Annotated in this window: 22 protein-coding genes; 11 read left to right on the top strand and 11 right to left on the bottom strand. The window is 68.8% G+C overall.

Annotated features, from left to right (window positions below; genetic code table 11):
- Positions 1-101: 101 nt before the first annotated feature.
- From ACFYRU_RS20235 to ACFYRU_RS20220, 4 genes are all read left to right on the top strand, one after another.
- Positions 102-2,855, top strand: coding sequence for a family 78 glycoside hydrolase catalytic domain (locus tag ACFYRU_RS20235; protein WP_387660983.1), 2,754 nt, complete (start codon positions 102-104; stop codon positions 2,853-2,855).
- Between the two features lie 62 nt (positions 2,856-2,917).
- The gene (locus ACFYRU_RS20230) at positions 2,918-4,243 is read left to right on the top strand and encodes an ABC transporter substrate-binding protein (protein WP_387660980.1); all 1,326 of its coding nucleotides are present in this window, start codon (positions 2,918-2,920) and stop codon (positions 4,241-4,243) included.
- Between the two features lie 5 nt (positions 4,244-4,248).
- Entirely contained in the window at positions 4,249-5,166 is a 918-nt protein-coding gene (locus ACFYRU_RS20225; protein WP_387660977.1) for a carbohydrate ABC transporter permease, read from the top strand.
- Positions 5,163-6,014 carry a carbohydrate ABC transporter permease gene (locus ACFYRU_RS20220; protein WP_387660974.1) on the top strand — a complete coding sequence of 284 codons (852 nt, stop codon included), beginning with the start codon at positions 5,163-5,165 and terminating at the stop codon, positions 6,012-6,014. The genes ACFYRU_RS20225 and ACFYRU_RS20220 overlap by 4 nt, the downstream gene beginning before the upstream one ends.
- Here ACFYRU_RS20220 and ACFYRU_RS20215 read toward each other — a convergent pair.
- Both ACFYRU_RS20215 and ACFYRU_RS20210 read right to left on the bottom strand, forming a co-directional pair.
- A complete protein-coding gene (locus ACFYRU_RS20215; RefSeq protein WP_387660971.1) occupies positions 6,004-6,633 on the bottom strand; it encodes a methyltransferase domain-containing protein in 630 nt (209 codons plus the stop codon). The genes ACFYRU_RS20220 and ACFYRU_RS20215 overlap by 11 nt on opposite strands.
- Entirely contained in the window at positions 6,630-7,760 is a 1,131-nt protein-coding gene (locus ACFYRU_RS20210; protein WP_387660969.1) for an aminotransferase class V-fold PLP-dependent enzyme, read from the bottom strand. Before ACFYRU_RS20210 ends, ACFYRU_RS20215 begins: the two co-directional genes overlap by 4 nt.
- A 45-nt stretch (positions 7,761-7,805) precedes the next feature.
- On the opposite strand from ACFYRU_RS20210, the gene ACFYRU_RS20205 reads away from it, so the two are divergent.
- Positions 7,806-8,558 carry a glycerophosphodiester phosphodiesterase gene (locus ACFYRU_RS20205; RefSeq protein WP_387660966.1) on the top strand — a complete coding sequence of 251 codons (753 nt, stop codon included), beginning with the start codon at positions 7,806-7,808 and terminating at the stop codon, positions 8,556-8,558.
- A gap of 54 nt (positions 8,559-8,612) precedes the next feature.
- Positions 8,613-9,986 (top strand): MFS transporter, encoded by a 1,374-nt coding sequence (locus ACFYRU_RS20200; protein ID WP_387660964.1) that lies wholly within the window; start codon positions 8,613-8,615, stop codon positions 9,984-9,986.
- An 89-nt stretch (positions 9,987-10,075) separates the two neighbouring features.
- On the opposite strand, the gene ACFYRU_RS20195 is transcribed toward ACFYRU_RS20200, so the two are convergent.
- The 3 genes from ACFYRU_RS20195 to ACFYRU_RS20185 form a co-directional block, all read right to left on the bottom strand.
- Positions 10,076-11,467, bottom strand: coding sequence for a polysaccharide lyase 6 family protein (locus ACFYRU_RS20195; protein ID WP_387660962.1), 1,392 nt, complete (start codon positions 11,465-11,467; stop codon positions 10,076-10,078).
- A gap of 12 nt (positions 11,468-11,479) precedes the next feature.
- On the bottom strand, positions 11,480-12,322 hold the full coding sequence (locus ACFYRU_RS20190) for an AraC family transcriptional regulator (protein WP_387660959.1): 843 nt from the start codon (positions 12,320-12,322) through the stop codon (positions 11,480-11,482).
- Between the two features lie 268 nt (positions 12,323-12,590).
- Positions 12,591-13,169: a TetR/AcrR family transcriptional regulator gene (locus tag ACFYRU_RS20185; RefSeq protein ID WP_387660956.1), complete on the bottom strand. Its 579-nt coding sequence runs from the start codon at positions 13,167-13,169 to the stop codon at positions 12,591-12,593.
- Between the two features lie 49 nt (positions 13,170-13,218).
- Here ACFYRU_RS20185 and ACFYRU_RS20180 point away from each other — a divergent pair, with 49 nt between their 5' ends.
- Entirely contained in the window at positions 13,219-14,043 is an 825-nt protein-coding gene (locus ACFYRU_RS20180; protein ID WP_387660953.1) for a class I SAM-dependent methyltransferase, read from the top strand.
- Positions 14,044-14,152: 109 nt separating this feature from the next.
- Here the strand turns inward: ACFYRU_RS20180 and ACFYRU_RS20175 are convergent, their stop codons facing one another.
- The 4 genes from ACFYRU_RS20175 to ACFYRU_RS20160 are packed head-to-tail and all read right to left on the bottom strand — an operon-like array spanning position 14,153 to position 17,978.
- Positions 14,153-14,701 carry a hypothetical protein gene (locus ACFYRU_RS20175; RefSeq protein ID WP_387660950.1) on the bottom strand — a complete coding sequence of 183 codons (549 nt, stop codon included), beginning with the start codon at positions 14,699-14,701 and terminating at the stop codon, positions 14,153-14,155.
- Positions 14,702-14,714: 13 nt separating this feature from the next.
- Positions 14,715-15,947, bottom strand: coding sequence for an ABC transporter permease (locus tag ACFYRU_RS20170; RefSeq protein WP_387660947.1), 1,233 nt, complete (start codon positions 15,945-15,947; stop codon positions 14,715-14,717).
- The gene (locus tag ACFYRU_RS20165; RefSeq protein ID WP_387660944.1) at positions 15,947-16,639 is read right to left on the bottom strand and encodes an ABC transporter ATP-binding protein; all 693 of its coding nucleotides are present in this window, start codon (positions 16,637-16,639) and stop codon (positions 15,947-15,949) included. The genes ACFYRU_RS20170 and ACFYRU_RS20165 overlap by 1 nt, the downstream gene beginning before the upstream one ends.
- Positions 16,629-17,978 (bottom strand): efflux RND transporter periplasmic adaptor subunit, encoded by a 1,350-nt coding sequence (locus tag ACFYRU_RS20160; RefSeq protein ID WP_387660941.1) that lies wholly within the window; start codon positions 17,976-17,978, stop codon positions 16,629-16,631. Before ACFYRU_RS20160 ends, ACFYRU_RS20165 begins: the two co-directional genes overlap by 11 nt.
- A 310-nt stretch (positions 17,979-18,288) precedes the next feature.
- On the opposite strand from ACFYRU_RS20160, the gene ACFYRU_RS20155 reads away from it, so the two are divergent.
- From ACFYRU_RS20155 to ACFYRU_RS20145, 3 genes are all read left to right on the top strand, one after another.
- Positions 18,289-18,660, top strand: coding sequence for an RNA polymerase-binding protein RbpA (locus ACFYRU_RS20155; protein WP_130448290.1), 372 nt, complete (start codon positions 18,289-18,291; stop codon positions 18,658-18,660).
- 90 nt (positions 18,661-18,750) lie between these two features.
- Positions 18,751-19,536: a TetR/AcrR family transcriptional regulator gene (locus tag ACFYRU_RS20150; protein ID WP_387660937.1), complete on the top strand. Its 786-nt coding sequence runs from the start codon at positions 18,751-18,753 to the stop codon at positions 19,534-19,536.
- A gap of 1 nt (position 19,537) precedes the next feature.
- Positions 19,538-20,695, top strand: coding sequence for a GDSL-type esterase/lipase family protein (locus ACFYRU_RS20145; protein WP_387660934.1), 1,158 nt, complete (start codon positions 19,538-19,540; stop codon positions 20,693-20,695).
- On the opposite strand, the gene ACFYRU_RS20140 is transcribed toward ACFYRU_RS20145, so the two are convergent.
- Positions 20,664-22,892, bottom strand: a complete 2,229-nt coding sequence (locus ACFYRU_RS20140; RefSeq protein WP_387662916.1) for an FUSC family protein — start codon at positions 22,890-22,892, stop codon at positions 20,664-20,666. The two genes, ACFYRU_RS20145 and ACFYRU_RS20140, sit on opposite strands and share 32 nt — an antisense overlap.
- Before the next feature lie 95 nt (positions 22,893-22,987).
- Between ACFYRU_RS20140 and ACFYRU_RS20135 the strand changes: the two genes are divergently transcribed.
- Positions 22,988-24,442 (top strand): hypothetical protein, encoded by a 1,455-nt coding sequence (locus ACFYRU_RS20135; protein WP_387660931.1) that lies wholly within the window; start codon positions 22,988-22,990, stop codon positions 24,440-24,442.
- On the opposite strand, the gene ACFYRU_RS20130 is transcribed toward ACFYRU_RS20135, so the two are convergent.
- Entirely contained in the window at positions 24,439-25,359 is a 921-nt protein-coding gene (locus tag ACFYRU_RS20130) for an MBL fold metallo-hydrolase (RefSeq protein ID WP_387660928.1), read from the bottom strand. The genes ACFYRU_RS20135 and ACFYRU_RS20130 overlap by 4 nt on opposite strands.
- Positions 25,360-25,440 lie beyond the last annotated feature (81 nt).

Genomic DNA, 25,440 nt, shown 5'->3' with positions numbered 1-25,440 from the left:
GAGTGCACATCGGGCTAGCAGCCGCCCGGTGCTGGTCGGAGTATCGGATCATCCTCTGAATCGTTTCATCCAGAATGCTGAAACCCATCGGTTGGAGTCACATGTCGCACCCCGCCGCACCCACCTCCCTCCGCTTCGAGCACCGCCCGGCCCCGGTGACCGGGATCGGTACCGCGAGCCCGCGGATCTCCTGGCAGGTCCCGGCCGCGGATCCCGGCTACACGCAGACGGCGTACGAGCTCGAGATCGCCCGCGACACCACGCAGGTCTTCACCGTCCAGTCCCCCGACCAGATCCTGGTGCCCTGGCCGGCCGACGCCCTCACCTCCCGCGAAGCCGCCCAGGTCCGGGTCAGGGTCCGAGGGAACGACGACTGGAGCGAGTGGAGCGAGCCGGCCTCCGTCGAAGCCGGCCTGCTCTCGGCCGACGACTGGTCCGCGCGGTTCGTCAGCCCGCACGACAACCCGCACGGCTCCCCCGCCCCGCTGGTCGCCGGTACGGCCGACCTCCCGGACGGCATCGTCAAGGCCCGCCTGTACGCGACGTCGTACGGCATCTACCTGCCCGAGCTGAACGGGCAGCGCGTCGGCACCGAGGAGCTCGCGCCCGGCTGGACCTCGTACCAGTACCGGCTGCGCTACCAGACGTACGACGTGACCGAGCTTGTCCGACCTGGTGAGAACACGCTCGAGTTCCTCCTCGGCAACGCCTGGTACCGCGGCCGGATCGGCTTCCAGGACCAGAAGCAGCTGTACGGCGAGCGCCTCGCCGTCCTCGCACAGCTCGAGGTCACGACCGAGGACGGCCGGGTGCACACGTACGGCAGCGACGGCAGCTGGACCTCCCGGGAGAGCAACGTCGTCGCCGACGACCTGTACGACGGCCAGACCACGGACCTGCGCTGGCAGCCCGGCGAACCCGCGCCCGTCGACGTACTCGACGCCGATCTCACCCTGCTCGTCGCACCCGACGGCCCGCCGGTCCGGATCACCAACCTGCTGCCGGCCGTCGAGATCACCACCTCGCCCGCGGGCAAGACGCTCGTCGACTTCGGCCAGAACCTCGTCGGCCGGGTCCGCATCGCCGTCCGCGGGCACGCCGCGGGTGACGAGATCGTCGTACGGCACGCCGAGGTGCTCGAGAACGGCGAACTCGGCGTCCGCCCACTCCGAAGCGCGAAGGCCACCGACACCTACATCCTCGCCGGCTCCGACGAGCTCCTGCTCGACTCGCCGCTCACGTTCCACGGTTTCCGCTACGCCGAGGTCACCGGCGTCGACGACCTCCGGAAGGCGGACGTCGAGGCGATCGTGATCGGCAGCGACCTGCAACGCACCGGCTGGTTCGAGTCGTCGAACGAGCTGCTGAACCAGTTCCACCAGAACGTTGTCTGGGGGATGCGCGGCAACTTCGTCGACGTACCGACCGACTGCCCGCAGCGCGACGAGCGGCTGGGCTGGACCGGCGACATCCAGGTCTTCTCCCCCAGCGCGAGCTTCCTGTTCGACACCGGCGGCTTCCTCACCAACTGGCTCGCGGACCTCGCGGCCGAACAGCAGAAGGACGGCTCGGTGCCCTTCGTCGTACCGGACGTGCTCCGGACCGAGGCGCCGGCCACCGCGGCCTGGGGTGACGCGGCAACGATCGTGCCGTGGGTGCTGTACGAGCGCACCGGCGACGCCGGCCTGCTCGCGCGGCAGCTGCCGAGCATGCGCGCCTGGGTGGACAAGATGGCCGACCTGGCCGGCGGCGACCTGCTCTGGTCCGGCGGCTTCCAGTTCGGCGACTGGCTCGACCCGACCGCGCCGCCGGAGAACCCGTTCCGCGCGAAGGCGGACCCCGACGTCCTCGCGACCGCGCACCTGGCGCGTTCGGCCGAGGTGGTCGCGAAGGCGGCCGAGGTGGTCGGGCAGACCGAGCTGGCCCGTGAGTACGCCGAACTGGCGGCGCGGGTCCGGCAGGCGTTCGCGGCCGAGTACACCACCGAGGGCGGCCGGGTATTGAGCGACTCGGCAACGAACTACGCGCTCGCGCTGCAGTGGGCCCTGCTGCCGACCGAGCAGCAACGGCAGCGTGCCGGTGCGCGGCTGGCCGACCTCGTCCGGACGGCAGGTTTCCGGATCAGTACCGGATTCGTCGGCACGCCGTTGATCGCCGACGCACTGGCCGATTCCGGTCATCCTGACCTGGCCTACCGCCTCCTGCTACAGACAAGCTGCCCGTCCTGGCTGTACGCAGTGACGATGGGTGCGACGACGGTCTGGGAGCGCTGGGACAGCATGCTGCCCGACGGCAGCATCAACCCCGGCCAGATGACGTCGTTCAACCACTACGCCCTCGGTGCGGTCGCCGACTGGATGCACCGCCGCGTCGCGGGCCTCGCCGCAGCGGAGCCCGGCTACCGGAGCATCGACGTACGGCCGCTGTTCACCGATCAGCTCACCAACGCGTCCGCGAAGCACCTCACGCCGTACGGCGAGGCCTCGGTCGGCTGGACCCGCGCTGACGGCCGCGTCACGCTGACCGTCACGATCCCGGTCGGCTCCCGCGCCAAGGTCGACGTACCGAGCCTCGAAGCTGTCGAGATCGGCCACGGTACGCACGAATGGACGGTGGACGACCCGTACGCCTCGGTGCCCGGGTTGCCGGCCGACGCCACGATCCGTCAGCTCGTCGACGACCAGCCGACCTGGGCGGCTCTGTCGGGCGCCGCGGTCGAGAGCGGGCTCGTCGCCGACGACGCCGAGCTCGCCGGCCGGCTCGAGCGCTTCCTCGACCAACCTGCCGGTGCCCTCGCCGAGGCCACCGGTCCGGATGCGGCGAAGACCGCACTCCGCGCAATCCTGCACTTCTGACAACCGACACCCCTGCCCTGACCGCCCCGCTGCGACACACCATCCCCCTTTTGGAGGTCACGATGAGGTTCCGCCCAGGAGCCAGCGGACTCGCGCTGCTGGCTGTCTGTTCTCTCACCCTCGCAGGCTGCAGCGCGGGCAGTCTCGGCTCGAGCGATTCCGGAGGCAACGGCTCGATCGAGCTCACGTACCTGATCGGCAACCAGGACCAGGACGTCCAGGAAGGCAACCAGATCGCCAAGGACTTCCACGCGAAGAACCCGAACATCACGGTGAAGCTCGAGACCCGGCCGGCCGGGTCCGAGGGCGACAACATCGTCAAGACCCGGCTGTCGACCGGTGACATGCCGGACGTGTTCGCGTACAACACCGGATCGCTGTTCCAGGCGATCGCGCCGCAGAAGAACCTGGTGTCGATCAGCGACCAGCCGTACATCAAGGACCTGGACGACAACTTCAAGAAGACCGTGACCGCCGACAACCAGGTGTACGGCGTGCCGTTCGGCGGCTTCATGGGCGGCGCGGTGCTGTACAACATCCCCGTCTACAAGAAGCTCGGCCTGACGATCCCGAAGACCTGGGCCGACTTCATGGCCAACAACGCCAAGATCAAGGCGGCCGGCGGGATCGCCCCGGTGATCCAGACGTACGGCGAGACCTGGACGTCGCAGCTGTTCGTCCTCGGCGACTTCCACAACGTCTCCGCGGTCGACCCGTCGTTCGCGGACGACTACACCGCGAACAAGGCGAAGTACGCGACCAACCCGGCCGCGCTGAAGGGCTTCGAGCACACCGAGGCGGTGCACGACGCGGGCTACGAGAACAAGGACTTCGCGTCCGCGAAGCTGCCCGACGGCCTGAAGATGCTTGCCACCGGCAAGGGTGCGCACTACCCGATGCTGTCCGGCGTGGTCGCGAACATGGTCGCGACGTACCCGGACGCGGCGAAGAACGTCGGCCTGTTCGCGCTGCCTGGTGACGACGCGAGCAAGAACGGCCTGACGCTGTGGACCCCGGGTGGCGTGTACATCCCGAAGACCACCACCGGCGACAAGCTCGACGCCGCGAAGAAGTTCCTCGCGTTCATCGCCAGCCCGGACGGCTGCGACTCGCAGAACAAGGCCGGCGCGCCGACCGGTCCGTACGCGGTGAAGGGCTGCAGCCTCGGCAACGACGTACCGCAGGCGATCAAGGACATGCAGCCGTACCTCGACAAGCCCGGCGCGTCCAGCCTCGCGCTGGAGTTCCTGTCGCCGGTCAAGGGCCCGTCGCTGGAGCAGATCACGGTCGAGGTCGGATCCGGGATCCGGAAGGCGAAAGACGGCGCCGCCCGGTACGACGACGACGTCAAGAAGCAGGCGCAACAGCTCGGACTGGCAGGTTGGTGAGGTCGGTGGCCGTCATCGCCGAGGAACGCAGCAAGGCCGCTGTCACCACCAAGAAGACCGGTAGCAAGGTCTACCGTCCGTACTCGAACTGGTTCTACCTGCCGACCGCGATCATCTACGGCGTGCTGTTCCTGATCCCGACGTTCGCCTCGCTGTACTTCAGCCTGACCCGCTGGAGCCTGTTCGAGTCGAAGTTCATCGGGCTGGAGAACTTCAAGTTGTTCTTCCAGGAACCGCAGCTGGTCAAGGGCTTCACCAACACCCTGATCTACGCGGTCGTCACCTCCGGGTCGAAGGTGGTCCTCGGGTTGCTGCTCGCGGTGCTGCTGACCTCGCAGATCGTTGCCCGCGGCTACCTCCGCTCGGTGGTGTTCTTCCCGGTCCTGGTCTCCACGATCGGCGTCGGGCTGACGTTCACCGTGCTGATGAACCCGGACCAGGGCCTGATCAACAAGTCGCTCGCGGCGATCGGGATCCAGGGTCCGGGGTGGCTGACCGACCCGAAGTGGGCGTTGCTGTCGGTGGCCGCGGTCGACGTCTGGAAGGGCGTCGGCCTGGCCACGCTGATCTACATCGCGGGCATCGTCTCGATCCCGCGCGAGTACATCGAAGCGGCCCGGGTGGACGGGGCCGGGTCGTGGCAGCAGTTCCGGCGGATCGTGCTGCCGCTGTCCCGGCCCGCCACCGTGACCGTCATCATCTTGTCCCTGATCGGCGGACTGCGGTCCTTCGACCTGATCTGGGCGATGACCCGCGGCGGGCCCGGGTTCACCTCGGACGTGATCGCGTCGGTGATCTACAAGCAGTACCAGGCCGGCTTCTACGGCCTGTCGACCGCGGGCAACGTCGTCCTGTTCGTCGTCGTCACCGCGATCATCCTGCCGCTGTCCTGGGCCCTGAACCGCAAGGAGGTCGACCTGTGAGTACGGCTGAGTTGGTCAACCACCGGCCCGCGCGGAAGTGGGCGTTGAGCGCGGTCGCGATCCTGGTGTCGATCGTGGTGTTCATCGTCCCGTTCGCGTTCATCGTGCTGACCGCGGTGAAGGACCGGACCCAGGCCGCGGACCTGAGCTTCTCCTGGCCGCACCAGTTCCGGTTCGTGCAGAACTTCGTCGAGGTCGTGAAGGCCCGCGACTACATGCTGGTGATCGCGTTCATCAACAGCACGATCCTGACCGTCGCCAGCGTCACCGGGATGGTGGTGCTCGCGGCGATGGCCGGGTTCGTGCTGCAACGGCGCAAGAGCCGGTGGAACGGGTATATCAACTTCCTGGTGCTGGCCGGCCTCATCATCCCGCCGGCCGTGGTGCCGACGATCTGGGTGCTGCAGAAGCTCGGCCTGTTCAAGACGATGCCCGGCCTGATCCTGATCGAGATCGCCTTCGGCCTGTCGTTCTGCATCCTGTTGTTCCGGGCGTTCGTGGCGACCATTCCACGCGAACTCGACGAGGCGGCCGTCATCGACGGCGCCGGGCCGCTCGGGCTGTTCTTCCGGGTGATCTTCCCGCTGCTCAGATCCGTGATCGTCACGGTCGTCGTGGTGCAGTCGGTTGCCGTCTTCAACGACTTCACCAACCCGCTGTACTTCCTGCCCGGCGACCAGAACGCCACCGTCCAGCTGACCCTCTACAACTTCAACAGCCAGTTCTCCACCCAGTACAACCTGCTGTTCATGAACATCCTGCTGATCACGATCCCGCCGCTGATCATGTTCCTGTTCTTCAACCGCCAGATCGTCGCCGGCATGACGTCCGGAGCGATCAAGGGGTAGCAGGTTTCCTGACGAGGTGTGCGGCCTGCCCGGCGTCCTTCTCGGCGGGCAGTGCCGCACGTGTCACCGTCGCCACCTCGACGAACCCGGCGTCGGCGAGCAGGCCCGCGACGTCGTCGGCCTCGTACATGTAGACCTGCAGGTCGACATCGTGACCGTACGCGTGCGTCAGCGGCCGGCTGCCCTCGCCGACCTTGAACCCGTGCACCAGCACACCGCCCGGACGAAGCACTCGGTACAGCTCGGCGAACGCGGTCGGAAGCTGCTCGCGTGGCGTGTGGACGAGGGAGTACCAGGCGAGCGCTCCGGCCAGCTCGTCGTCCTTCAGGTCGAGGTCGAGCAGCGACCCGACCTCGAACCGCAGCGCCGGGTACTCCCGCCGGGCCACCTCGACCATCCCCGGCGTCAGGTCGACCCCGAACACGTCCAGCCCGCGGCCGGCCAGGTACGCCGTGATGCGACCAGTCCCGCAGCCCAGATCGCCGATCGGGCCGTCCTCGACCAGCGCGCCGAAGTAGTCCAGCGCACCCTGCTCGAACGGATCGGCCTGGTGGTAGTCCTTGAGAATCGCGTGGTAGTCGGCAGCGGCAGTGTTGTACGAGCCTTGGATGTCATTCACGCGAGGAGCCTAGGCAGGCCCTCCGACAGTTTCTCGTAGTCCGCGAGCGAGTTGTATGCATGTGCCGACAGCCGGATGAACTGCCGGTCGTCGAACCCCGTGAAGGTGATCTCCGCCTTCAGCTCGCGGGAGATCCGCATCTTGAGCGTGTCCCCGCCGGACAGGTCCACCCCGGACGGCAGCTCGACCAGCCGCATCGTGGCCGGCGCGTGCCCGACCTCGGCGACCCCGGTCCCGAGCGCCTTCGCCAGGATCTTCGCCCCCTCCTCGACCAGCGCGGTCAGCTGCGGTCGGCGGGCCGGCCAGTCGAGGTCCGCGAGCACCCGGAGCGACTCGGGCGCGGCGATCCACGGCACGTAGTCGTACGTGCCCTGCATGTCGAACCGTTCCGGCATCCGCTCGTCGTACTCGGACCAGGACACGATCAGCGGCATCGACGCGGACCGCCACCGCTCCGCCACCACTAGGCCCGCGGTCGCGCGTGGTGCGGCCGGCCACTTGTGGAAGTTCCCGGTCCAGAAGTCGGCCCCCGCGGCGGCCGGGGCGTCGATCAGCGCCGGGGCGTGCGCGCCGTCGACGACGACCGGTACGCCGCGGTCGTGGGCGGCGGCGACCAGTCCGTCGATCGGGAACACCTTGGCCGTACCCGAAGTGATCTGGTCGACGATCAGTACGGAGGCGTTGTCCAGGTGCTCCGCGATCAGCGCGACCACGGTGTCGTCGTCGGCCTCGAGCGGGATCGCCACGTTCACCACCTCGGCGCCGCGGTCCTTCGCGAACCGCTCGGCGGCGTACCGGACCGCGCCGTACGCGTGGTCGGTCAGCACGATCCGGCTGCCCGCGGGGATCGGCAGCGTATGCAGCGCCACGGTCACCCCGGCGCTCGCGTTCGGCACCAGCGCGAAGCCCGCCGGGTCGGTCTCCAGGAACGACGCCAGCGCCAGCCGGCTCGTGGTCAACCGGTCGGCGACGGTACGGAACCAGACCATCGGGTTGGCGTCCATCTCGGTCCGCAGGCTCGCCATCAGCTCCTGGGTGCGGCGCGGCACCGCACCGTACGAACCGTGGTTGAGGTGCAGGACGTCCGGATCGAGGGTCCAGAGATCGGGGCGGGAGCTCAAGGTCACCGCCACAACTCTACCTACCCCGACTTGCACTGACATACTGCACGCGTGTACCCGTACCTCGACCACGACGGCCCGATCGCGATGGCCCATCGCGGCGGCGCGAAGCATCCGGACAACCTCGGGTACGAGAACTCGCTGCATGCCTTCCAGAACGCCGTCGACCTCGGGTACCGGTACCTGGAGACAGACCTGCACGCGACCAGCGACGGTGTCGTGGTCGCGTTCCACGACGACCGGCTCGAACGGGTCACGGACCGCACCGGCGCGATCGCGGAGCTGCCGTGGTCGGAGGTGCAGAAGGCGCTGATCAACGGCCACGAGCCGATCCCGCGGCTGGACGAGCTGCTCGAGCACTTCCCGGACGTACGGTTCAACCTGGACGTCAAGGCCGACGGCGGTCTGGGACCCGCCGCGGACGTCCTCCGCGCGGCCGGCGCGATCGACCGGGTGTGTGTGTCATCGTTCTCCCAGTCGCGGGTACGGCGGATCCGCAAGCTGCTCGGACCGCGGTTGTGCACCGGGTACGGCGAGTGGGAGACGGCGCTGATCCGGTTCCTCCCGTTCGCGCTCCCGTCGAAAGGCGCCTGCCTGCAGATCCCGGAGCGGTACGGCCCGCTGCACCTGCTCACGCCCGGGCTGATCCGGCGGGCGCACTCGCGCGGCAAGCAGGTCCACGTGTGGACCGTCGACGACCCGGACACGATGCGCCGGCTGCTGGACGCCGGCGTCGACGGGATCATCACCGATCGCACCGACCTGCTCCGGGACGTACTCGTCGAAAGAGGTCAGTGGCACTGAAGTGTTATCGCGGGATACGCCGCTACGTACCCCGGGAATGACACACTTCCGCGCATGGGATTCCTCTCGCCCCCGGCGACGGTCGACAAGCGTGAGTACTGGGGGTTCAGCTTCTACGACTGGGCCAACTCCGGCTACGTCACCACCACGGGCACCGTCCTGTTCGCGCCGTACCTCACGTCGGTCGCGGAGAAGGCCGCCTGCGGGTACGTCGGTACGACCGACAACCCGTGCCACACCAACCTGAGCGTCCTCGGGCTCGGCATCTCCCCGGGGTCCCTGGCGTTCTACGTCGTGACGGTCGCGACGCTGGTGTCGGCGCTGTTCCTGCCGGTGGTCGGCGCGATCGCGGACCGGATGGCGAACAAGAAGCTGCTGATGTGCGGCTTCGCCTGGGCCGGTGCGGTCGCGGCGAGCTGCATGGTGTTCGTCGGCGGCGGCCGCTGGGTGCTCGGCGCACTGCTGCTGTTCATCGGGAACCTGTGTCTGGGGTCGTCGCTGGTCGTGTACGACTCGATCCTGATCGATATCGCGCCGCCGGACGACCGTGACACGGTGTCGTCGCGCGCCTGGGCCCTCGGCTATGCCGGCGGCTTCCTGCTGCTCCTGGTCAACCTGGCCGTCGTCACCGCCCACAACGCGCTCGGCATGAGCCAGGGAACCGCGGTACGCCTCAGCCTGCTCAGCGCCGGCGTGTGGTGGGGCCTGTTCACGATCCTTCCGTTCGTCCGGCTGCAGAACCGGCCGCCGCGCAATGTCGAGCAGGTCCGCGGCGGCAACCTGATCCGGCAGAGCTTCGGGCAACTCGCGGGCACGCTCAGGCATATGCGGGCGTACAAGATGACAATGCTGTTCCTGATCGCGTACCTGTTCTTCAACGACGGCATCCAGACCGTGATCTCGGTGTCGTCGACGTACGGCGAGAAGCAGCTCGGCTTCGAGACACAGGTGCTGATCGCAACGATCCTGCTCGTGCAGCTGATCGCGTTCTTCGGGGCACTCGTCTTCGGGCGGGTCGCGGCCCGGTACGGCGCGCACCGGACGATCTCCGGTGGTCTGGTGGTGTGGGTGCTGATCGTGGTGGCCGGGTTGCTGCTGCCCGCGCACCAGATCCTGCCGTTCCTGACGATGGGGGTCGCGATCGGGATCGTGCTCGGCGGCACGCAGGCGCTGTCGCGGTCCGCGTTCAGCCAGCTCATCCCGAAGGGGCGGGAGGCGGAGTACTTCTCGCTCTACCAGGCCGGCGAACGCGGTACGTCGTGGCTCGGCACGCTGCTGTTCGGACTCGTACACCAGCTCACCGGCTCGTACCGTCCCGCGATCGTGGCCCTGGGCATCTTCTTCGTCATCGGCCTGGCCCTACTGTCCCGCGTCGACATGCGCCGCGGCATCGACGAGGCCGGCAACACCCAACCGGCAGTCGTCTGAGCAACGCCGCCCGTCCTGCCGGGGGCCTCCCCGGCCCCGAGCCGCTGCGTCCCACCCTCTCCCCCACCCGGCGGCGCGGCCGGCCGCAGCTAGGGCGCGTTCGGCCCGACGTCGGCCGCGTTGAGCGGACGACGCACGGCGGCGGCTGTCGAGTACTCGTCGGCGCCGACGTCGTACGGTGCCGTTCTCGGCTGTCCGTCGAGGTCGTCGGTGACCTGGCCGGAGTGGTCGAGCGCTGCCGCGTTCGCCGCCGCGCTGCCCGGGCCGAGCCGGTAGATGCCGTCGGTGCCGGCTGTCAGCTTCGGATCGACTCTCGTGTAGCCCGCCGGGATGTTGCCGTCGCTCGCTCCGCCCCAGAGGATGTTGCCCGACCAGCTCAGCCCGTCGAGGTACGGCATGTTCACCAGGTCACCGCTCTCGCCGACCAGGAGATTGTCGGCGATCACACAGTCCAACGGCGGCACCGTCCGCTGACTCTCACCGTTGATTGCCCCGTTGTTGTTCCGCAGCGTGTTCAGCACGATCGTCACCCGGTCCGGCGCATCGTTCCCGGTCCGCGAGCTCGACGGCTCCCCCTCGTAATGATCGCGCTCGGTCCCGCTGCCGAGCACCACGCCCGCGCTGCCGACCGTGTCGACGTAGTTGTTGACGATCAGATGATCGTTGCCGTAGATCCGGATCCCGTTGTCGCCGGACAACAGGTAGTTGCCCTCCACCCGGTTGTTGTTGCCGTGCCGCAGCACGATCCCGCCTTGGCTGCCGCGGACCGTGTTGTAGCGGATCTTGTTCCCCGACGACTTCACCGAGATCGCCTCGGGATCGCCGTTGCAGCGTTCGAACAGGTTGTACTCCACGGTGGCGTCGGCCGTACTGAGCGCCCGGCCGCTCACCCCGAGGCGGATCGGCTCACCGCCGTTCGCGCAGCCGTACGTGTGGTCCCGGAAGTAGTTGCGGAAGATGTACGTACGCTGCGCCATGGCCTCCGTACCAGGGCCGTCGATCACCAGGTAGACGCCGAGCGTGGACTTGTCGTGGAACGTGTTCCGGTCGACCTTCGCGTCGTCGCCGCGGACGACCACCCAGTGGCCGGCCGTCGTGGCGAGCTGGAAGTCGTTGCGGGTCAACCGGATCCGTGGGCAGTCCGTGGGGATCTCCAGCGTCGTACTCTGCCGGAACGCGAACCCGCTGATCGCCACGTCCGACGACGCGCTCAGTACGAAACTCTGCTCACCGGTCAGCACCACGCCACCGCGGCTCTGCGCCACGATCGTGATCCCGTGCCGGCCGCTGATCGTGATCGGGGACCCGGACGGTACGGCGTACGTACCGTTGGCGACCGTGATCGTGGTCCCGGCGGTCGCACTGTCGATGGCCTGCTGCAACTCCGCCAGCGACGTGACGGTGGCGGCGAAGGCGGGGGTCGCGCTGCCGACGGCGAGCGCCACGGCGCCACTGCTGATCAAGAAGGTACGACGATCCATGGGACGAGCCTCCTAACTGTGTGGGCGGTACAGCTTTCGGTACTCGCTCGGGGTCACCGAACTCACCTGCCGGAAGACCTTCGAGAAATAGCTCTGGTCCATCCCGACGGCGGCCGCGATCTCCTCCATCGGGCGTGCGGTCGCCGTCAGCTCACGCTGGGCCCACTCGATCCGGGCCCGTTTGATGTACTGCTTCGGCGACAGCCCGAACTCGGTCCGGAAGTGCCGCATGAACGTCGCCAGGTCGTACCCGAAGACCGCGGCCAGTTCCTCCACGCTCGGCAGCGTGGCCAGGTTCTCCTGGATGTACTGCACGATCCCGGACTCCGACGTCTGCTGCGGCGACAACCGCACCGAACCGGGCGGCGCGCTGTCCAGGTAGTGCGCGAACAGCGCGGTGAGCGCCGACCGCAACCGCAACGGCGTGGCCAGGCCGGGCGGATCGCGGTCCGCCGCGCCGACCTGCTCGAACAGCGCAGCTGCTTCCTCGGGCGCCTTGCTCGGCACGACGTACGGCAGCGTGAGCAGCTCGCCGATGTCGCGGTCCCCGATCAGCGCGTTGAAGTGCAGCCAGTGCTTGCGGAACACGTTGTCGCTGATCGTCTCGTACGAGACCGGTACGTCGGCCGGCAGGTACACGAGCTCACCCGGCTTCGGGTACAGCTCCTGCTCCCCGACGACCAGGCGGCCCTCGCCCTCGAGGATCAGATACAGCCGGGAGAACTGGTCGGGCATCAGCGCCCGGGACCACTCGCGATGCACCTTGGTGATCCGCGCCGCGACCACCAGGTCGAGCCGCAGCCGGTCCAGGTACGTCCTGATGATCTCCTGCTCGCCGGTCGCGCCTCCAATCACAGTCGTGCCAACTTCCGTCTAGAGAGGGCCTGATTTGTACTTTCTAGGCAGCATTTCGTCGGAAGATAGCGCTTTCCATCGCGAATCGTCAATCCTGAACCGGGTCCTTCTGCCATCTGTGCGTGGGTTGGTGCCGGGTACCGGACGACAGGAGGTGTTGGGCGCCGGGGTAGTGCACCTGCGCCTGGCGGGGTCGCCGCGTACACCGTATAGCCGATGCACTACCTGTCGTTACGCACCAGCCTCCGCCCTGATCCCAGGCAAGGTGTCAACCGAGGACCACCGAAGCGACGAACGTACGGACAGCGTCGGTCGTCGGGCGGGTACCGGTGCGGTCCGCGAACAGCATGTGGGTCGAGCCGATCAGCGTCAGCCCGAGTACGTCGGTGTCGGCGTCCGGCGCGATCCGGCCGTACGCCTGCTCCGCCGCCAAGTAGTCCCGGATCACCTGCCCCGCCTCGCTCAGGATCGGCACGCCGGTCGGGACCGCCGTACGCAGTCGGGCGCGCAGGCCGTCGCGGGAGATGGTCAGACTGACGATCGCGACGGCGACCGAGCCGAACAGGTCGGTCAACATCGCGGTCAGGTTGTCGACGACACTCCCCTGACCGGCCGCCTCCAGCAGCTCCGCACCGCGGTCCGCGAGTCGGCGGATCCGATCCAGCACGAGCTCTGCGAGGAATCCGTCGAAGTCCGTGAAGTGCTTGTGCAGCAGACCTTTCGCGCAGCCGGCCTCGGTCGTCACGGCCCGGCTCGTCAGCGCCTCCGGCCCGTCCCGCAACAGGACCCGCTCGGCCGCCCCGAACAACAACTCCCGAGCATCCCGCATCGCCACACCGGTAGGCATCCCGAACCGTCCTTGACAAGAGTGGGCAACCGCCCACTACCGTGGGCACATGCCCATTCTAGATGGTGGAACTGCCCCTCAGCCTGCTGCCGGTACCGGTGAGCCGCATCGGCGGCGGGATATGGCTGAGTCGTTCGGGGATGACGCGGAGTTGTACGACCGGGCTCGGCCTCGGTATCCGGTGGAGCTGATCGAGGCGGTCGTTGCGGCGGCTCCTGGGCGCGAGGTGCTTGATGTGGGGTGCGGGACCGGGATCGTCGCTCGGCAACTGCAGGCTTCGGGGTGCGGCGTACTGGGAGTGGAGGTCGACGAACGGATGGCCGTTTACGCGCGGAGCACCGGGGTCGAGGTGGAGGTTTCCGCGTTCGAGTCGTGGGATCCGGCGGGACGGACGTTCGACGGACTGGTGGCCGGGATGACCTGGCACTGGGTGGATCCGGTGGCTGGTGCCGCGAAGGCGGTGCAGGTGTTGCGGCCGGGTGGGCTGTTCGCGGTGTTCTGGTACGTCCTCCAGCCGCCCGCCGAGCTGGGCGCCGCCTTCGCTGACGTGCTCCGCGACGTACTGCCCGACAACCCGGCCGCGGGACGATCCGCCACATCACCGCTCGGCGCGTACGAGCACTTCCTCGACCGTACCGCCGACAGCCTCGGCCCAGCGTTCACCGACATCCGCCGCCCCACGTTCCCGTGGTCGCGCACCTACACCCGCGACGAGTGGCTCGACCAGCTCCGCACAAGCGGCATCGCCAAACCTCTGGCCGACGCCGGCAAACTCGACGCCGTCCTCGACCGCACCGGCACCGCCATCGACGCCGCCGGCAGCACCTTCACCCTCGACTCCACCGCAGTAGCCCTGTTCGCCACCCGCAACTGAGCCCCGCAGGCGAGGGGACCGGGTCGCCAGGCCATCACAATCCGCGGTTCTGCACGGCGGCACCGCTCAGCTGGGCGGCCGGCGGGCGATTGGGATGGCCTGGGGATCCTCAGCGGGAGGAGGGGGTTGCGCTTGGGTTGCCGCGGAAGCCGCCGAAGCTGCCTTGGCGGACGGTGTTCGCGGTGATCGTGCCGTTCGCGTTGTCGCCGGTGACGACGACCTGCTCGCCGGCCTTCAGGTCCGCGGCGGTGCCCTTGGACGTGATGTCGTACGTGGTCGTACCGGTCAGCTTGACCGTCACGTTGCCGGATTGCGTCTTCACCACCAGCTCGGAACTGTTCGCAGAGACAACTGTCCCGATGGTCCCGCCACCTTGACCACCGCCCTGCGCCCCAGGCCCAGCCCCGCCGTTCTGGCCGCGGAACCCGCCGTACCCACCGAACCCGCGCCCGGCCTGCGGCTGGTTCGACGTGCTGTCCGACGCGAACGCCGCGTGCAGCCCGGCACCGCCCGCCAGCCCGATCGCGAGCACGACGATGCCGGCCAGGATCGCCGTCGCCAGCGGAAGGTTCAGGGTCTTCTTCGGCTTCAACGCCGCGTCGACCTCTTCGTCGGACCCGATCTGGGCGAACTCGTCCGGCGTCTGGTTGCTACTCATGACAGTTCCACTCTCACTCGTGACGTAGTGCATCGATGGGACGGAGACCGGCGGCTCGGTGCGCCGGCATGCTGCCGAAGAACAGGCCGACCGCCGCGGACACGCCGAGCGCGAGTCCGATCGACGACGGCACCAGCACCGGCTGTACGCCGGCCAGCTGGAAGCGGGTGACGATCAGCGCGGCCGCGACCCCGACCGCACCGCCGATCAGGCTGAGCAGCGTCGCCTCGATCAGGAACTGGCCGAGGATCGTCCGCCGCCGCGCACCGAGGGCCTTGCGGATGCCGATCTCCCGGGTCCGCTCGGTGACGGTGACCAGCATGATGTTGGTGACGCCAATGCCACCGACGACCAGGCTGATCGCGGCCACCGTCGCGAGCAGCGCGGTGAACGTCGCCGCGGTGTCCTGACTGGTCTGCAGGATCTGGGCCGAGTTCGTGATCCGGAACGGCGACGTCGTCTCGGTCGCCGGTACCTGGTGGCGCGCCGTCAGCAACTGCGTGACCTCGGCCTGCGCCATGTCGACCCGGTCCTTGTCCGACGCCTGGACGACGATCTGGTTCAGTGCGCCGTACCCGGCCTGGGTCGCGCGCAGCGTGTTGATCGGGACGATCGCGGTCGCGTTCGGGTCGTTGAACCCGGTGCTGTCCTTGCTCGCAAGTACCCCGAGGACGGTGAAGTCGACGGCCCCGAGCTTGATCGTCTGCCCGACAGCGCTGGCCGGCCGCGTGAACAGTTCGGTCGCGGCCGTCTGTCCCAGCAGGATCACCCGCTGCGACGTGTCCACGTCCGCCTGCGTGAACGACTGCCCGAGCTGCACCGGCGTGTTGGTCGCCGGCAGGTACGCCGGTGTCGTACCGATCACCTGGTTGACCGTGTAGCTCGTGTCGCCGTTGGTCGCCGTACCGGAGCTGGTCATCACCGGCGCGACGGACGCGATGTCGGGAGCGAGCGCCTTGTCCGCGAGTGCCGCGGCGTCGTTGAGCGTGAGGCTGTACTGCTGGTTCGCCGGACCGGCCTGACCGCGGACGAAGCCGCCGCCGCCACCAGTCGTGGAGACCGTCAGCAGGTTCGTACCCATCGCCTCCAGCCGCTGCTGCACGGCCTTCGCGGAACCGTTGCCGACTGCAACCAACACGATGACCGCACCGACACCGATCGACACGCCGAGGACGGTGAGCAGCGATCTGAGCTTGTTCGCGGTGAGGCCGCGGAGCGCGGCGCCCATCAGGTCGCGTGGTGACATCAGCGGGTCACCTCGTCGCGCACGATCCGGCCGTCGGACACGTGGACGAGCCGCCGCGCGCGGGCCGCGACCTCGTGCTCGTGGGTGATCACGATGATCGTCCGCCCGTCGGCGTGCAGGTCGTCGAACATGCCCAGCACCTCGTCGGTCGAGTGCGCGTCCAGGTTCCCGGTCGGTTCGTCGGCGAGCAGGATCCGCGGTCCGGTCGCCAGTGCGCGAGCGATCGCGACGCGTTGCTGCTGGCCGCCGGACAGCTGGTTCGGGCGGTGCCCGGTACGGTCGGCGAGCCCGACCAGCTCCAGCGCGCGGTTCGCCCGCCGCCGCCGTTCGGCCCGGCGCAGGTGTGCGTACGTGAGCGGCAGCTCGACGTTCGCGAGCGCGGTGGTGCGCGGGATCAGGTTGAACGACTGGAAGACGAACCCGATCTTGCGGCCGCGGACGAGCGCCTGCTGGTCCTCGGTCAGCCGGGCGACGTTGCTGCCGTCCAGCCAGTACTCCCCGCGGGACGGTACGTCGAGGCAGCCGAGGATGTTCATCAACGTCGACTTGCCGGATCCGGACGAACCCATCACCGCGACGTACTCCCCCGCCTCGACCCGCAGCGACACGCCCTGCAGCGCGTGCACCGCGGTCTCGCCGTGGCCGTACGTCTTGGTGACGTCCCGGAGCTCGATCAGGGACTCAGCGGCCACCGAAACCACCACCAGCACCACCACCGGCGCCACCACCAGCACCACCGCCGACGCCACCGGTCCCGCGCCCGAAGCCGCCGGTGCCGGCACCCGGGAACTGCCCGCCGCCGACACCCTGGCGGTTCTGCCCGTTCTGGGTGCCCGTACCCCCGATCGTGCCCTGGAGCAGTTCGATCCGGTCGCCCTCGTTCAGGCCGGACGTGATCTGCGTGTAGCTGTCGCCGCGTACGCCGACCTTCACCTCACGGGTCCCGCTGCCGTCGGCCATCGTCACCGTGGAGGTCGTACCGCTCGTCGTGATCGCGGTGCTCGGGACGTACAGCGCGTTCGTGGCCTTCGCGGTCTGGACCGTGACGTTCGCGGTCTGGCCGATCCGGGCGTTCGCCGGAAGCTTGGCGAGGCTGAAGGTCGCCGAGTACGAGACGACGCCGTTCGTGGTCGTCGGGGTCGGCGAGACGGTGGCCAGCGAGGCGGTCAGCGTCGTACCGGGCTCCGCGTTCAGCGTGACGGTCGCGGACTGGCCGGCCTTGATCTTGATCGCGTCGGCCTCCGCGAACGCGGCCACCACCTGCAGCGACTTGAGGTCGGCGATGTCGACGAAGCCGGTACCGGACGTGGACGACGTACTGGTCGACGTCGAGGATGAACCTTGACCTGAGGTTGAGCCTTGTCCCCCGCTGCTGCCGGATCCTGAACCTGAGCTGGAGCCGCCGGCGACCGAGCCGACCGTGCCGTTGACTGCGGTGATGGTGCCGGCGATCGGTGCCTTGAGGGTGGTCGCGTCGACCGCGGCCTGGGCGGCGTCGACGTTCTGGTCGGCCTGTTCCTTGTCGGCCTTCGCCTTCGCCAGGTTCGCCTCGGCGTTGCTCACGGCAACTTCAGGGCTCTGGGCCTGACCCTGACCTTGAGACTGCGTCTGCTGTTGCTGACCGTTCGTGGGCGTCGGCGACGGGGAGGCGGACGCCTCCTCGGCAGTTTCGAGCGCGTCCTGCGCGTCGCTGAGGGTGCCTTCCGCCGCGGTCACCGAGTTCGCCGACGCGATCTGGTTCTGCTGGGCGATCACCAGCTGCCGCTCTGCCGAGGATGGGTCCACCTTGGCGATCGCCGTACCTTTGGCCACCACCTGACCGACCTTCACCAGTACTTGGGTGACCGTGCCGGAGGTCTCGAACTGCGGTGCCGCGGTCTGCGAGCTCTGCAGCGTGCCGCTCGAGCTGACGCTCGCGGTGACCTCACCCCGCTGGACGGCTACGGACGGCAGGGTCGCGCTGGCGGCCGGCGGATCCTTCTTGAAGAACAAGAAGTAGGCGGTCACGCCGATCACGAGCACAATGGCCACCAGGGCCACGTTCACGAAACTGAGGCCACGGAGCTTGTGGCGGGGTAGCACCATGGACGCTGAGGCTAAGGACGATTACTGAGGAGGAGATCCTCGATTCCTGGCAACGGGCTGTGAACCAGATATCGATTTGGAACGTCGTACGTCGGTCGGCACCCGACACACCGTGCTCTGTAAACACTCGATGACGCCGGGTCACGACGGTGTTATCAAGGGCTGTCAGGTGCGTACATATGGCTCGGACATGCCAAAATGGGAATGATCCGGGCCGGCCGACCGTTGGCACGGATGACGATCTCGGAGGTTTGACATGTCTAATCGCGTACTGCGTGGTTCGGGGCTGGGTGGGGTCAGCTTCGAGGATGACCGTGGTGTCGAGTTCGCGCCGCGCCAGATGATCACGTACGACTGCCCCCGCGGCCACGTGGTCGAGGTGACGATGGCGCACGACGCCGAGGTGCCCGCGGTCTGGGAGTGCCCGCACTGCGGCAGCGAGGCCGCCCGCTCCACCGGCGAGAAGCCGGAGCCGAAGCAGGAGAAGCCGGCGCGTACGCACTGGGACATGCTGCGCGAGCGCCGGAGCATCTCCGAGCTGGAGGAGCTGCTGGCCGAGCGGGTCGAACTGCTCCGCAAGGGCGAGATCGGCCCGGCGCACCTGCACCGGACCAAGCGCACGGCCTGACCCGTCGGGAAGCCCTCACCGCAACGGCGCGGTGAGGGCTTTCTCATATGCCGATTTGCCTAAAGGCTTTAGGTAATTCCATAATGAATTATGGCTAGAGCAGGGTTGACCGGCGAGCGCCTCGCCGTCGCGGGCGCCGACCTGGCCGACGAGCTCGGCTTCGACCAGGTCACCGTGTCCGCGCTGGCCCGCCGCTTCGACGTGCAGGTCGCCAGCCTGTACTCCCACGTCCGCAACTCCGACGACCTCAAGACACGCATAGCCACCGTCGCCCTCACCGAACTGGCCGACCAAGCCGCGCACGCGGTAGCAGGCCGAGCCGGCGCCGACGCCCTAGCCGCCCTGGCCGACGTCTACCGCACCTACGCCCAAACCCACCCCGGCCGCTACACAGCCTCCCGCTACCTCCCACCCACCCCACACCCGCCCGCCGCCACGCCGTCAGCCGCCGCGCCCACCCCACACCCGCCCGCCGCCACGCCCACCCCCCACCCGTCATCCGCCGCGCCGTCAGCCGCCGCGCCCACCCCACACCCGCCAGCCGCCGCGCCGTCAGCCGCCGCGCCCGCCCCACAGCCGCCCGCCGCCGCGCCCGCCCCGCACCAGCGCGCCCGCCGCACCCCCTCCACCTCAGTCCTGGGAACGGAGTACATGTCCGCCGGGAGGAGGCATTCGGAGCTGATGCGCGCGGTCCTGCGGGCGTACGACCTGGACGAGCCAGCCGAAACAGACGCCGTACGGCTACTAGGAAGCGTCATCCACGGCTACGTCACCCTCGAACTAGCCGGCTCCTTCAGCCACAGCCAACCGGACAGCGCCGACAGCTGGCCAAGGATCCTCGCCGCACTCGACAACCTCCTCCGCAACTGGAGCTGATATGCAGACCGTCCCCATCACCGAAGAGCTCCTTCGCGGCGCCCTCGACCTGGAGCAGACCGCCCGCGGCCACCTCCCACACCGCCTCCCGGCCTGGGCGCGAGCGCAGTACGTCGACCCACAGACCGACATGGTCGACACCCAGCCCTCGGGCGTCCGCCTCGTCTTCCGTACGGCCGCCACCGTCATCGAACTGGACACCCTCCCGACGAAACGCGACTACATCGGCGCTCCCCCACGCCCCGACGGCGTGTACGACGTACTGGTCGACGGCAAGCTCACCACCCAGCTCACCGCCCCGGACGGCAACGTCATCACCATCGACCTGATGACCGGCACGACCGACACCCGCGACGGCACCGCCCAAACCCTCCGTATCGAAGACCTCCCGGCCGTACCGAAGACAGTCGAGATCTGGCTCCCGCACGACGAGACCACCGAACTCGTTGCCCTCCGCACCGACTCCCCGGTCGAGCCGGTCCGGCCGAGGGCGCGCCGCTGGGTGCACCACGGCAGCTCGATCAGCCACGGCTCGAACGCGACCCACCCGACCGGGACCTGGCCGGCCCTCGTGGCAGCCGCCGCCGACGTGGACCTGCTCAACCTCGGCTTCGGCGGCAGCGCGTACCTGCAGCCGTTCTACGCGCGCACGATCCGCGACACGCCCGCCGACCTGATCAGCCTGAAGCTCGGCATCAACATCGTGAACTCCGACAGCCTCCGGCTGCGTACGTTCACCCCCGGCGTGCACGGGTTCCTCGACACGATCCGCGACGGCCACCCGGACACGCCGCTGCTGATCGTCTCCTCGATCCTCTGCCCGATCCACGAGCACACGCCCGGCCCGACCGGCTGGAACCTCGAGGCCCTCGCCGAAGGCAAGCTCGCCTTCACCGCCACCGGCAACCCCGACGAGGTCGCGGCCGGCAAGCTCACCCTCTCGGTGATCCGCGCCGAACTCGAACGCGTCGTCGCCCAGCGCGCCCTCACCGACCCGAACCTGCACTACCTCGACGGCCGGACGCTGTACGGCGCGGCCGACAACGCCGCGCACCCGCTGCTCGACGACCTGCACCCCGACGCCGCCACCCATCAAGTGATGGCCGATCGGTTCGTCGAGTACGCGTTCAGCCCGAAGGGTCCGTTCGCGTCGAGCTAGCCGCGGCCGTGACGAGGCCCGGCTGCAGACGGCGTACGACCTCGAGGTGGTCGTGCGTCCACAGGATCCGGATCGCGGTCGGCGTCGCCTGGTCGTTGGCGTCGTACAGGTCGTGCCGTACGGCGTCGACGAGCCGCGTCTTCGCCGGGTGGTCGTGCGCCAGCGGCTCGGGTACTGCCGTACGACCGTCCAGCGCACCCGCAAGGTTCGAGTACCACTTCAGGAGCCGGTCCGCCGACACGAGCAGCGCGGCCTGCGCCGCGGCCCGATCGTCCGACGGCGGCCGGCCGTCGGCGTACCGCTGCCAGAGCTCCAGTACCGCGTCCGCCGCCAGCCGCACTCCGACCACACCCGTGACGAGCGCGGTCATCTCGCTCAACGGCACGGTCTTCGCACCGCGCTCGGCGAGGTAGGTGCGGAACGTGTCGTCCAGCCGGCGCGCCGCGGCCGCCGCGCGTCGCCCGTCCTGTGGCGCGAGTGGACCGGGCGCGCAGCAGGACACGGCGTACCCGACGACGCTGACGAGGTACTGCGCGCTGTCGACGTACGCCTCGGCCAGCGCTTTGCCGACCGCCTTCGACGCGCCGCGCGGCCAGAACAGCAGGCCGACCGCGACGCTGACCGCGCAACCGAGCGCGATGTCGCCGATCCGGAACAGGATCAGCGACCAGCCTTCCGGTTGCGCGATGTTGAACAGGATCACGAGCGTCACCGTGAACGCGGCTTGACCGGTCGCGAACGAGATCGCCGCCGGTACGATCCCGGCGACCAGGACCGCGATCGGCAGCAGGATCCACAACGCGGTCCGGTTGTCGCCGATCAGCTGCAGCAGTACGGCGCCGATGACCGAGCCGACGACCGTACCGCCGATCGCGCGGTACGCGTTCTGGCCGGTGCTGAGCGCGTTGGAACGCAGTACCGACAAGGTCCCGAGGATCACCCAGAAGCCGTGCTGTACGCCGGTCACGTTCGCCAGCGCGACCGCGGCCGCGAGGCCGACCGCGCCACGGATGCTGTTGTGGAGCCAGACCGAGTGCGGCTCGAGGTGTGCTGCTGCTCGTTCGGTGGCGCTGGTGAACGGACCGGCGAGCGCACTCGGATCGCGGCCGAGGAGACGGTCGGTCCACGTCCGTTGATCGGCGCGGCGCGCGGCCTCGACGTTCTGCGCGATCAGCAGTACGCCGAACGCGATCTCCTGCGCGCGGAACGACACGTTCAGGCTGCCGAGCAGATCGGCCTCGGACCGGTAGGTCGCGGGCAGCCGGTCGACCGCGCCGTCCTCGAGCTTCGCCACCGCGTCGCGGAGTTCCTGTACTGCGCTGGTAAGATTGTCAACAATCTGCGTCGGGTTCTCGAGCAGCTCGGCGCAGTTCTCGAGCACCTGCGCGGCGGCGAGGTGTACAGCGGCCGACTCCGCGTCGCAGGTCGTTGCCTCCGGCCCCTGTCCGCCGACGATGCCGCTCAGCCAGGTCAGCTCGTCGACCAGCCGCACGAGCGCGCGGGACCCGGTCGACAATCCGGTCGGGCGGTACGGCGTCGCGGTGAACCTGCGGCGAAGTTCGTCGATCGCCGTCGCGGTCGCCTGGGTCTTGACGACGCAGACCTCGGCCGAGTCCAGCGCCTCGGACCGGAGCTGCGCCGCGGCCGCCCGGCACACCTGCGCAGCCGGGGCACCGAGCGGATCGACGGACGCGCGCGGCCAGAGGAAAGAGACGGCGAGGACCGCCGCGACGGCAGCGATCGCGACCCCGGCGAGCCGATCAGGCAGCGTCGACAGCGAGCCAGGCGTCGCGACGGACAGGATGAACGACAGTAGTAGCGACGTACCGGCACCCGCGAGTACGGAGCTGACGACACCGGAGAACAGTACGGCGAACCCCACGACCGCGGTCGCCACGATCGCGGTCCAGATGGAGTACCCGGCCAAGGTCCCGAGTGACACCAGCACCAGCCACGCGACCGCCAACTGCACCTGCGCGCGGATCCGCTGCAGCACGCTGCCCGAGAAGTCGACCAGCAACAGCATCGCGAACGCGGCGAACGCGGCGAAGGTGGCGATGGTCGGTGCCTTCAGGACGCCCGCGCAGAACGCGAACAGCAACGGCATCACCACCGCCGTCCGCGCCGCCCGCCGGGTAGCCGCCAATCCAGGATCCCGACGCCGCAACCACCCGGCGATCCGCCGACCGAGCATCATCACCGGGTCAGTCTCCCCTACTCACCCCCGATGGTCACGCGAACCTCGACTTTGGTCGGATGCCAGGATCCCGAGCCGTCCCTAATCTCCGAGGTATGACGACCTCCCCGGCGGACACCGCCCTGCCACCGACGGCCGCCGTGTGGGTCCGGCGGGCGGTCGTCCTGCTGTTCGCGAACCTGGGCGCGACGGCTGTCTTCGCCGTTCTCACTCTGACGTTCACGGCGCAGGTTGTGGACTACCAACTGCTCCACGGCAGCACCAAGACTGCAGAGGAGCTCCGGATCTCGATCTGGATCCGGGCCTCGACGGTACTGCTCATCGCCGCGTTCTACTGGTTCGTCGCCCGCCGGATGCGCCGCGGCCGGCGAGGTGCGTACGTCCGGGTCCGGACCCTCTCGCTGGCCGGGCTCGTTGCCGTCAGCTACCTCCTGCTGACCGGGGCGTACCCGATGTGGTTGCGTTCGGTGCAGGTCATCCAGTGGTTGTTGCTCGCGGCCCTTGTTGTCATCACCAACCTGAAGCCGGTCCGGGCCGCGTTCCCGCGGCCGCCGAGGCCGGCTAGGCAGCCAGGCGCCGGGAAGGCTGCGTGGACGCTGGTGGTGCTGACGCCACTGATCGCGGAGTTCTCCCTTGGTACGGTTCCGGTGCGGATGCTGTATCTCGTGCTGATGTACGTCCCGATCTACGGCGCCGGCGCGTTGCTGGTGCGGGAGCTCGCCCGCCGTTCCGGTGGCGGCTGGCCGACGATCGCGCTGCTCGGGGTCTGCTACGGCCTGCTCGAGGAAGGGCTGGCGCTCCAGAGCCTGACCAGCCCGCACCTCTACGGCGCGGCCGGTTGGGGGCCTCGCGTGTTCGGTATCAACACGACGTACACCGAACTCAACCTGCCGTATCACGTCGTGTTCAGCGTTCTGATCCCGATCGCTCTGGTCGAACTCCTCTTCCCCCGCATTGGTCAGCAGCCGTACCTGCGACGGCCGGGTCTGATCATCACCGCGTTCGTCACCCTGCTCGGGGCCGTACTACTCCGGCTGGCAGTCCCGCCCTCGGAGGACCCTCACTACCAGATGTCCGCCACCGCGATCCTCCTCGTCGTCGCTCTCATCGCCATCTGCGGCCTGCTCGCCCTCCGCGTCCTCCCCACCCGGACCGCTCAACAGTTCGTCCTACCGGTGCCGGCTCCCGCAGTCGTCGGGGTGAGCTGCGGGTTGGCGACCCTGGCGTTCCTCGCGTTGCTGTTCCCGATCGGTGGCGCCCATCGGCCGGCCTTTGCCCACGGCAACTGGGTTCTGCTACCGATGACGCTCGCCGCCGCCGTCGCCATCGTCACTGCCCGGTTCCTCGCCCGCTGGAGCGGCGGCCCTGCCTGGACCACGGAGCACCGAGTCGCCGCGATCGGCGCGGCTCTGATTGCCCACACGATCTTCGGACTCCTCACCCGCGCGAAAACCACACCGGACCGCCTCCTGCTGGCTGCCGTACTCGTCGCCTTCTGCCTCCTCACCGCCCGGCTGGCGACCCGCCGACGTGTTGTGGAACCTGCCTAGTCGGCGGCGGCCTGGTTCGCTGCGGCTTGGTTGGCGGCGGCTTGGTGTTCGGCGCAGAGGCAGCCGACGCCACGGTCGATCCATTCGGGGAGGCGCCAGTCGGGGTGGCGCTCGATCATCAGCGCGCGCACTTCGGCGGCGATCGTGTCCTCGGATTCCGCGGAGTCACGGCGCTTCCACGTCTCGTCGCGCAGTTCGACGAGGTAGTCGTGGACCTGGGCGAGCAGGCGCACGTCGCCGACGTCGCCGTGCCCGGGTACGACGATCCGCGGGCGTTCCGCGGCCAGTCGATCGAGTACGTCGATCCAGCGCACGCCTGACACGTCGACGTCGTACGGCGGGAACCACGGGAAGATCGCGAACTGGTCCGTCTCGACGAGGTCGCCGGTCAGCAGTACGCCCGCATCCGGGACCGACACGACCTGATCCCCCTTGCTGTGCGCGCGTCCGGTCGCCCGGAGCTCGACCACCCGGCCGCCGAGGTCCAGCTCGTACGTTTCGTCGTACGTCAGGTCCGGCACCGGGATTGTCGCGGCCTCCAGCTGACGCGCGACCGGCTCGCCGAGCTGACGGAACATCGCGAGGTACCCCTCGCCTTTGGTGGTCAGGTCGTCGGCCTGCGCACGGTTCACGAGGTACGTCGCCTCGCCCGCGAACACGCCCGCACCGAATGCGTGCTCCGGGTGGAAGTGCGTTGTCGTGAGGTGGATCCGGCGGCCGGCAGCGTACTCCTCCGCGAACTCCAGTACACGCCGTGCGTTCCGCGGACCGAGGCCGGTGTCGACGACGAGTACCGCTTCGGTGCCGCCGATGAGCGCGATGTTCGGCACGAGGTCGACGTTCCGGTTCGGGATCACGACCAGGTCGCGGGCGAGTTCCTGGATGTCGGACAGATTGACGATGGGGTCTTCGAGCATGCGTCCAGCCGACCACCGACGGTGGTGTCGCGTCCAAGACTTGTCCGGCATCGCCGATACCCGACAGGTATCGTCGCAGGT

This window comes from Kribbella sp. NPDC004536 (genome assembly GCF_042873835.1).
GTDB lineage: Bacteria > Actinomycetota > Actinomycetes > Propionibacteriales > Kribbellaceae > Kribbella.
This window is presented reverse-complemented; position numbering and strand designations above follow the sequence as displayed.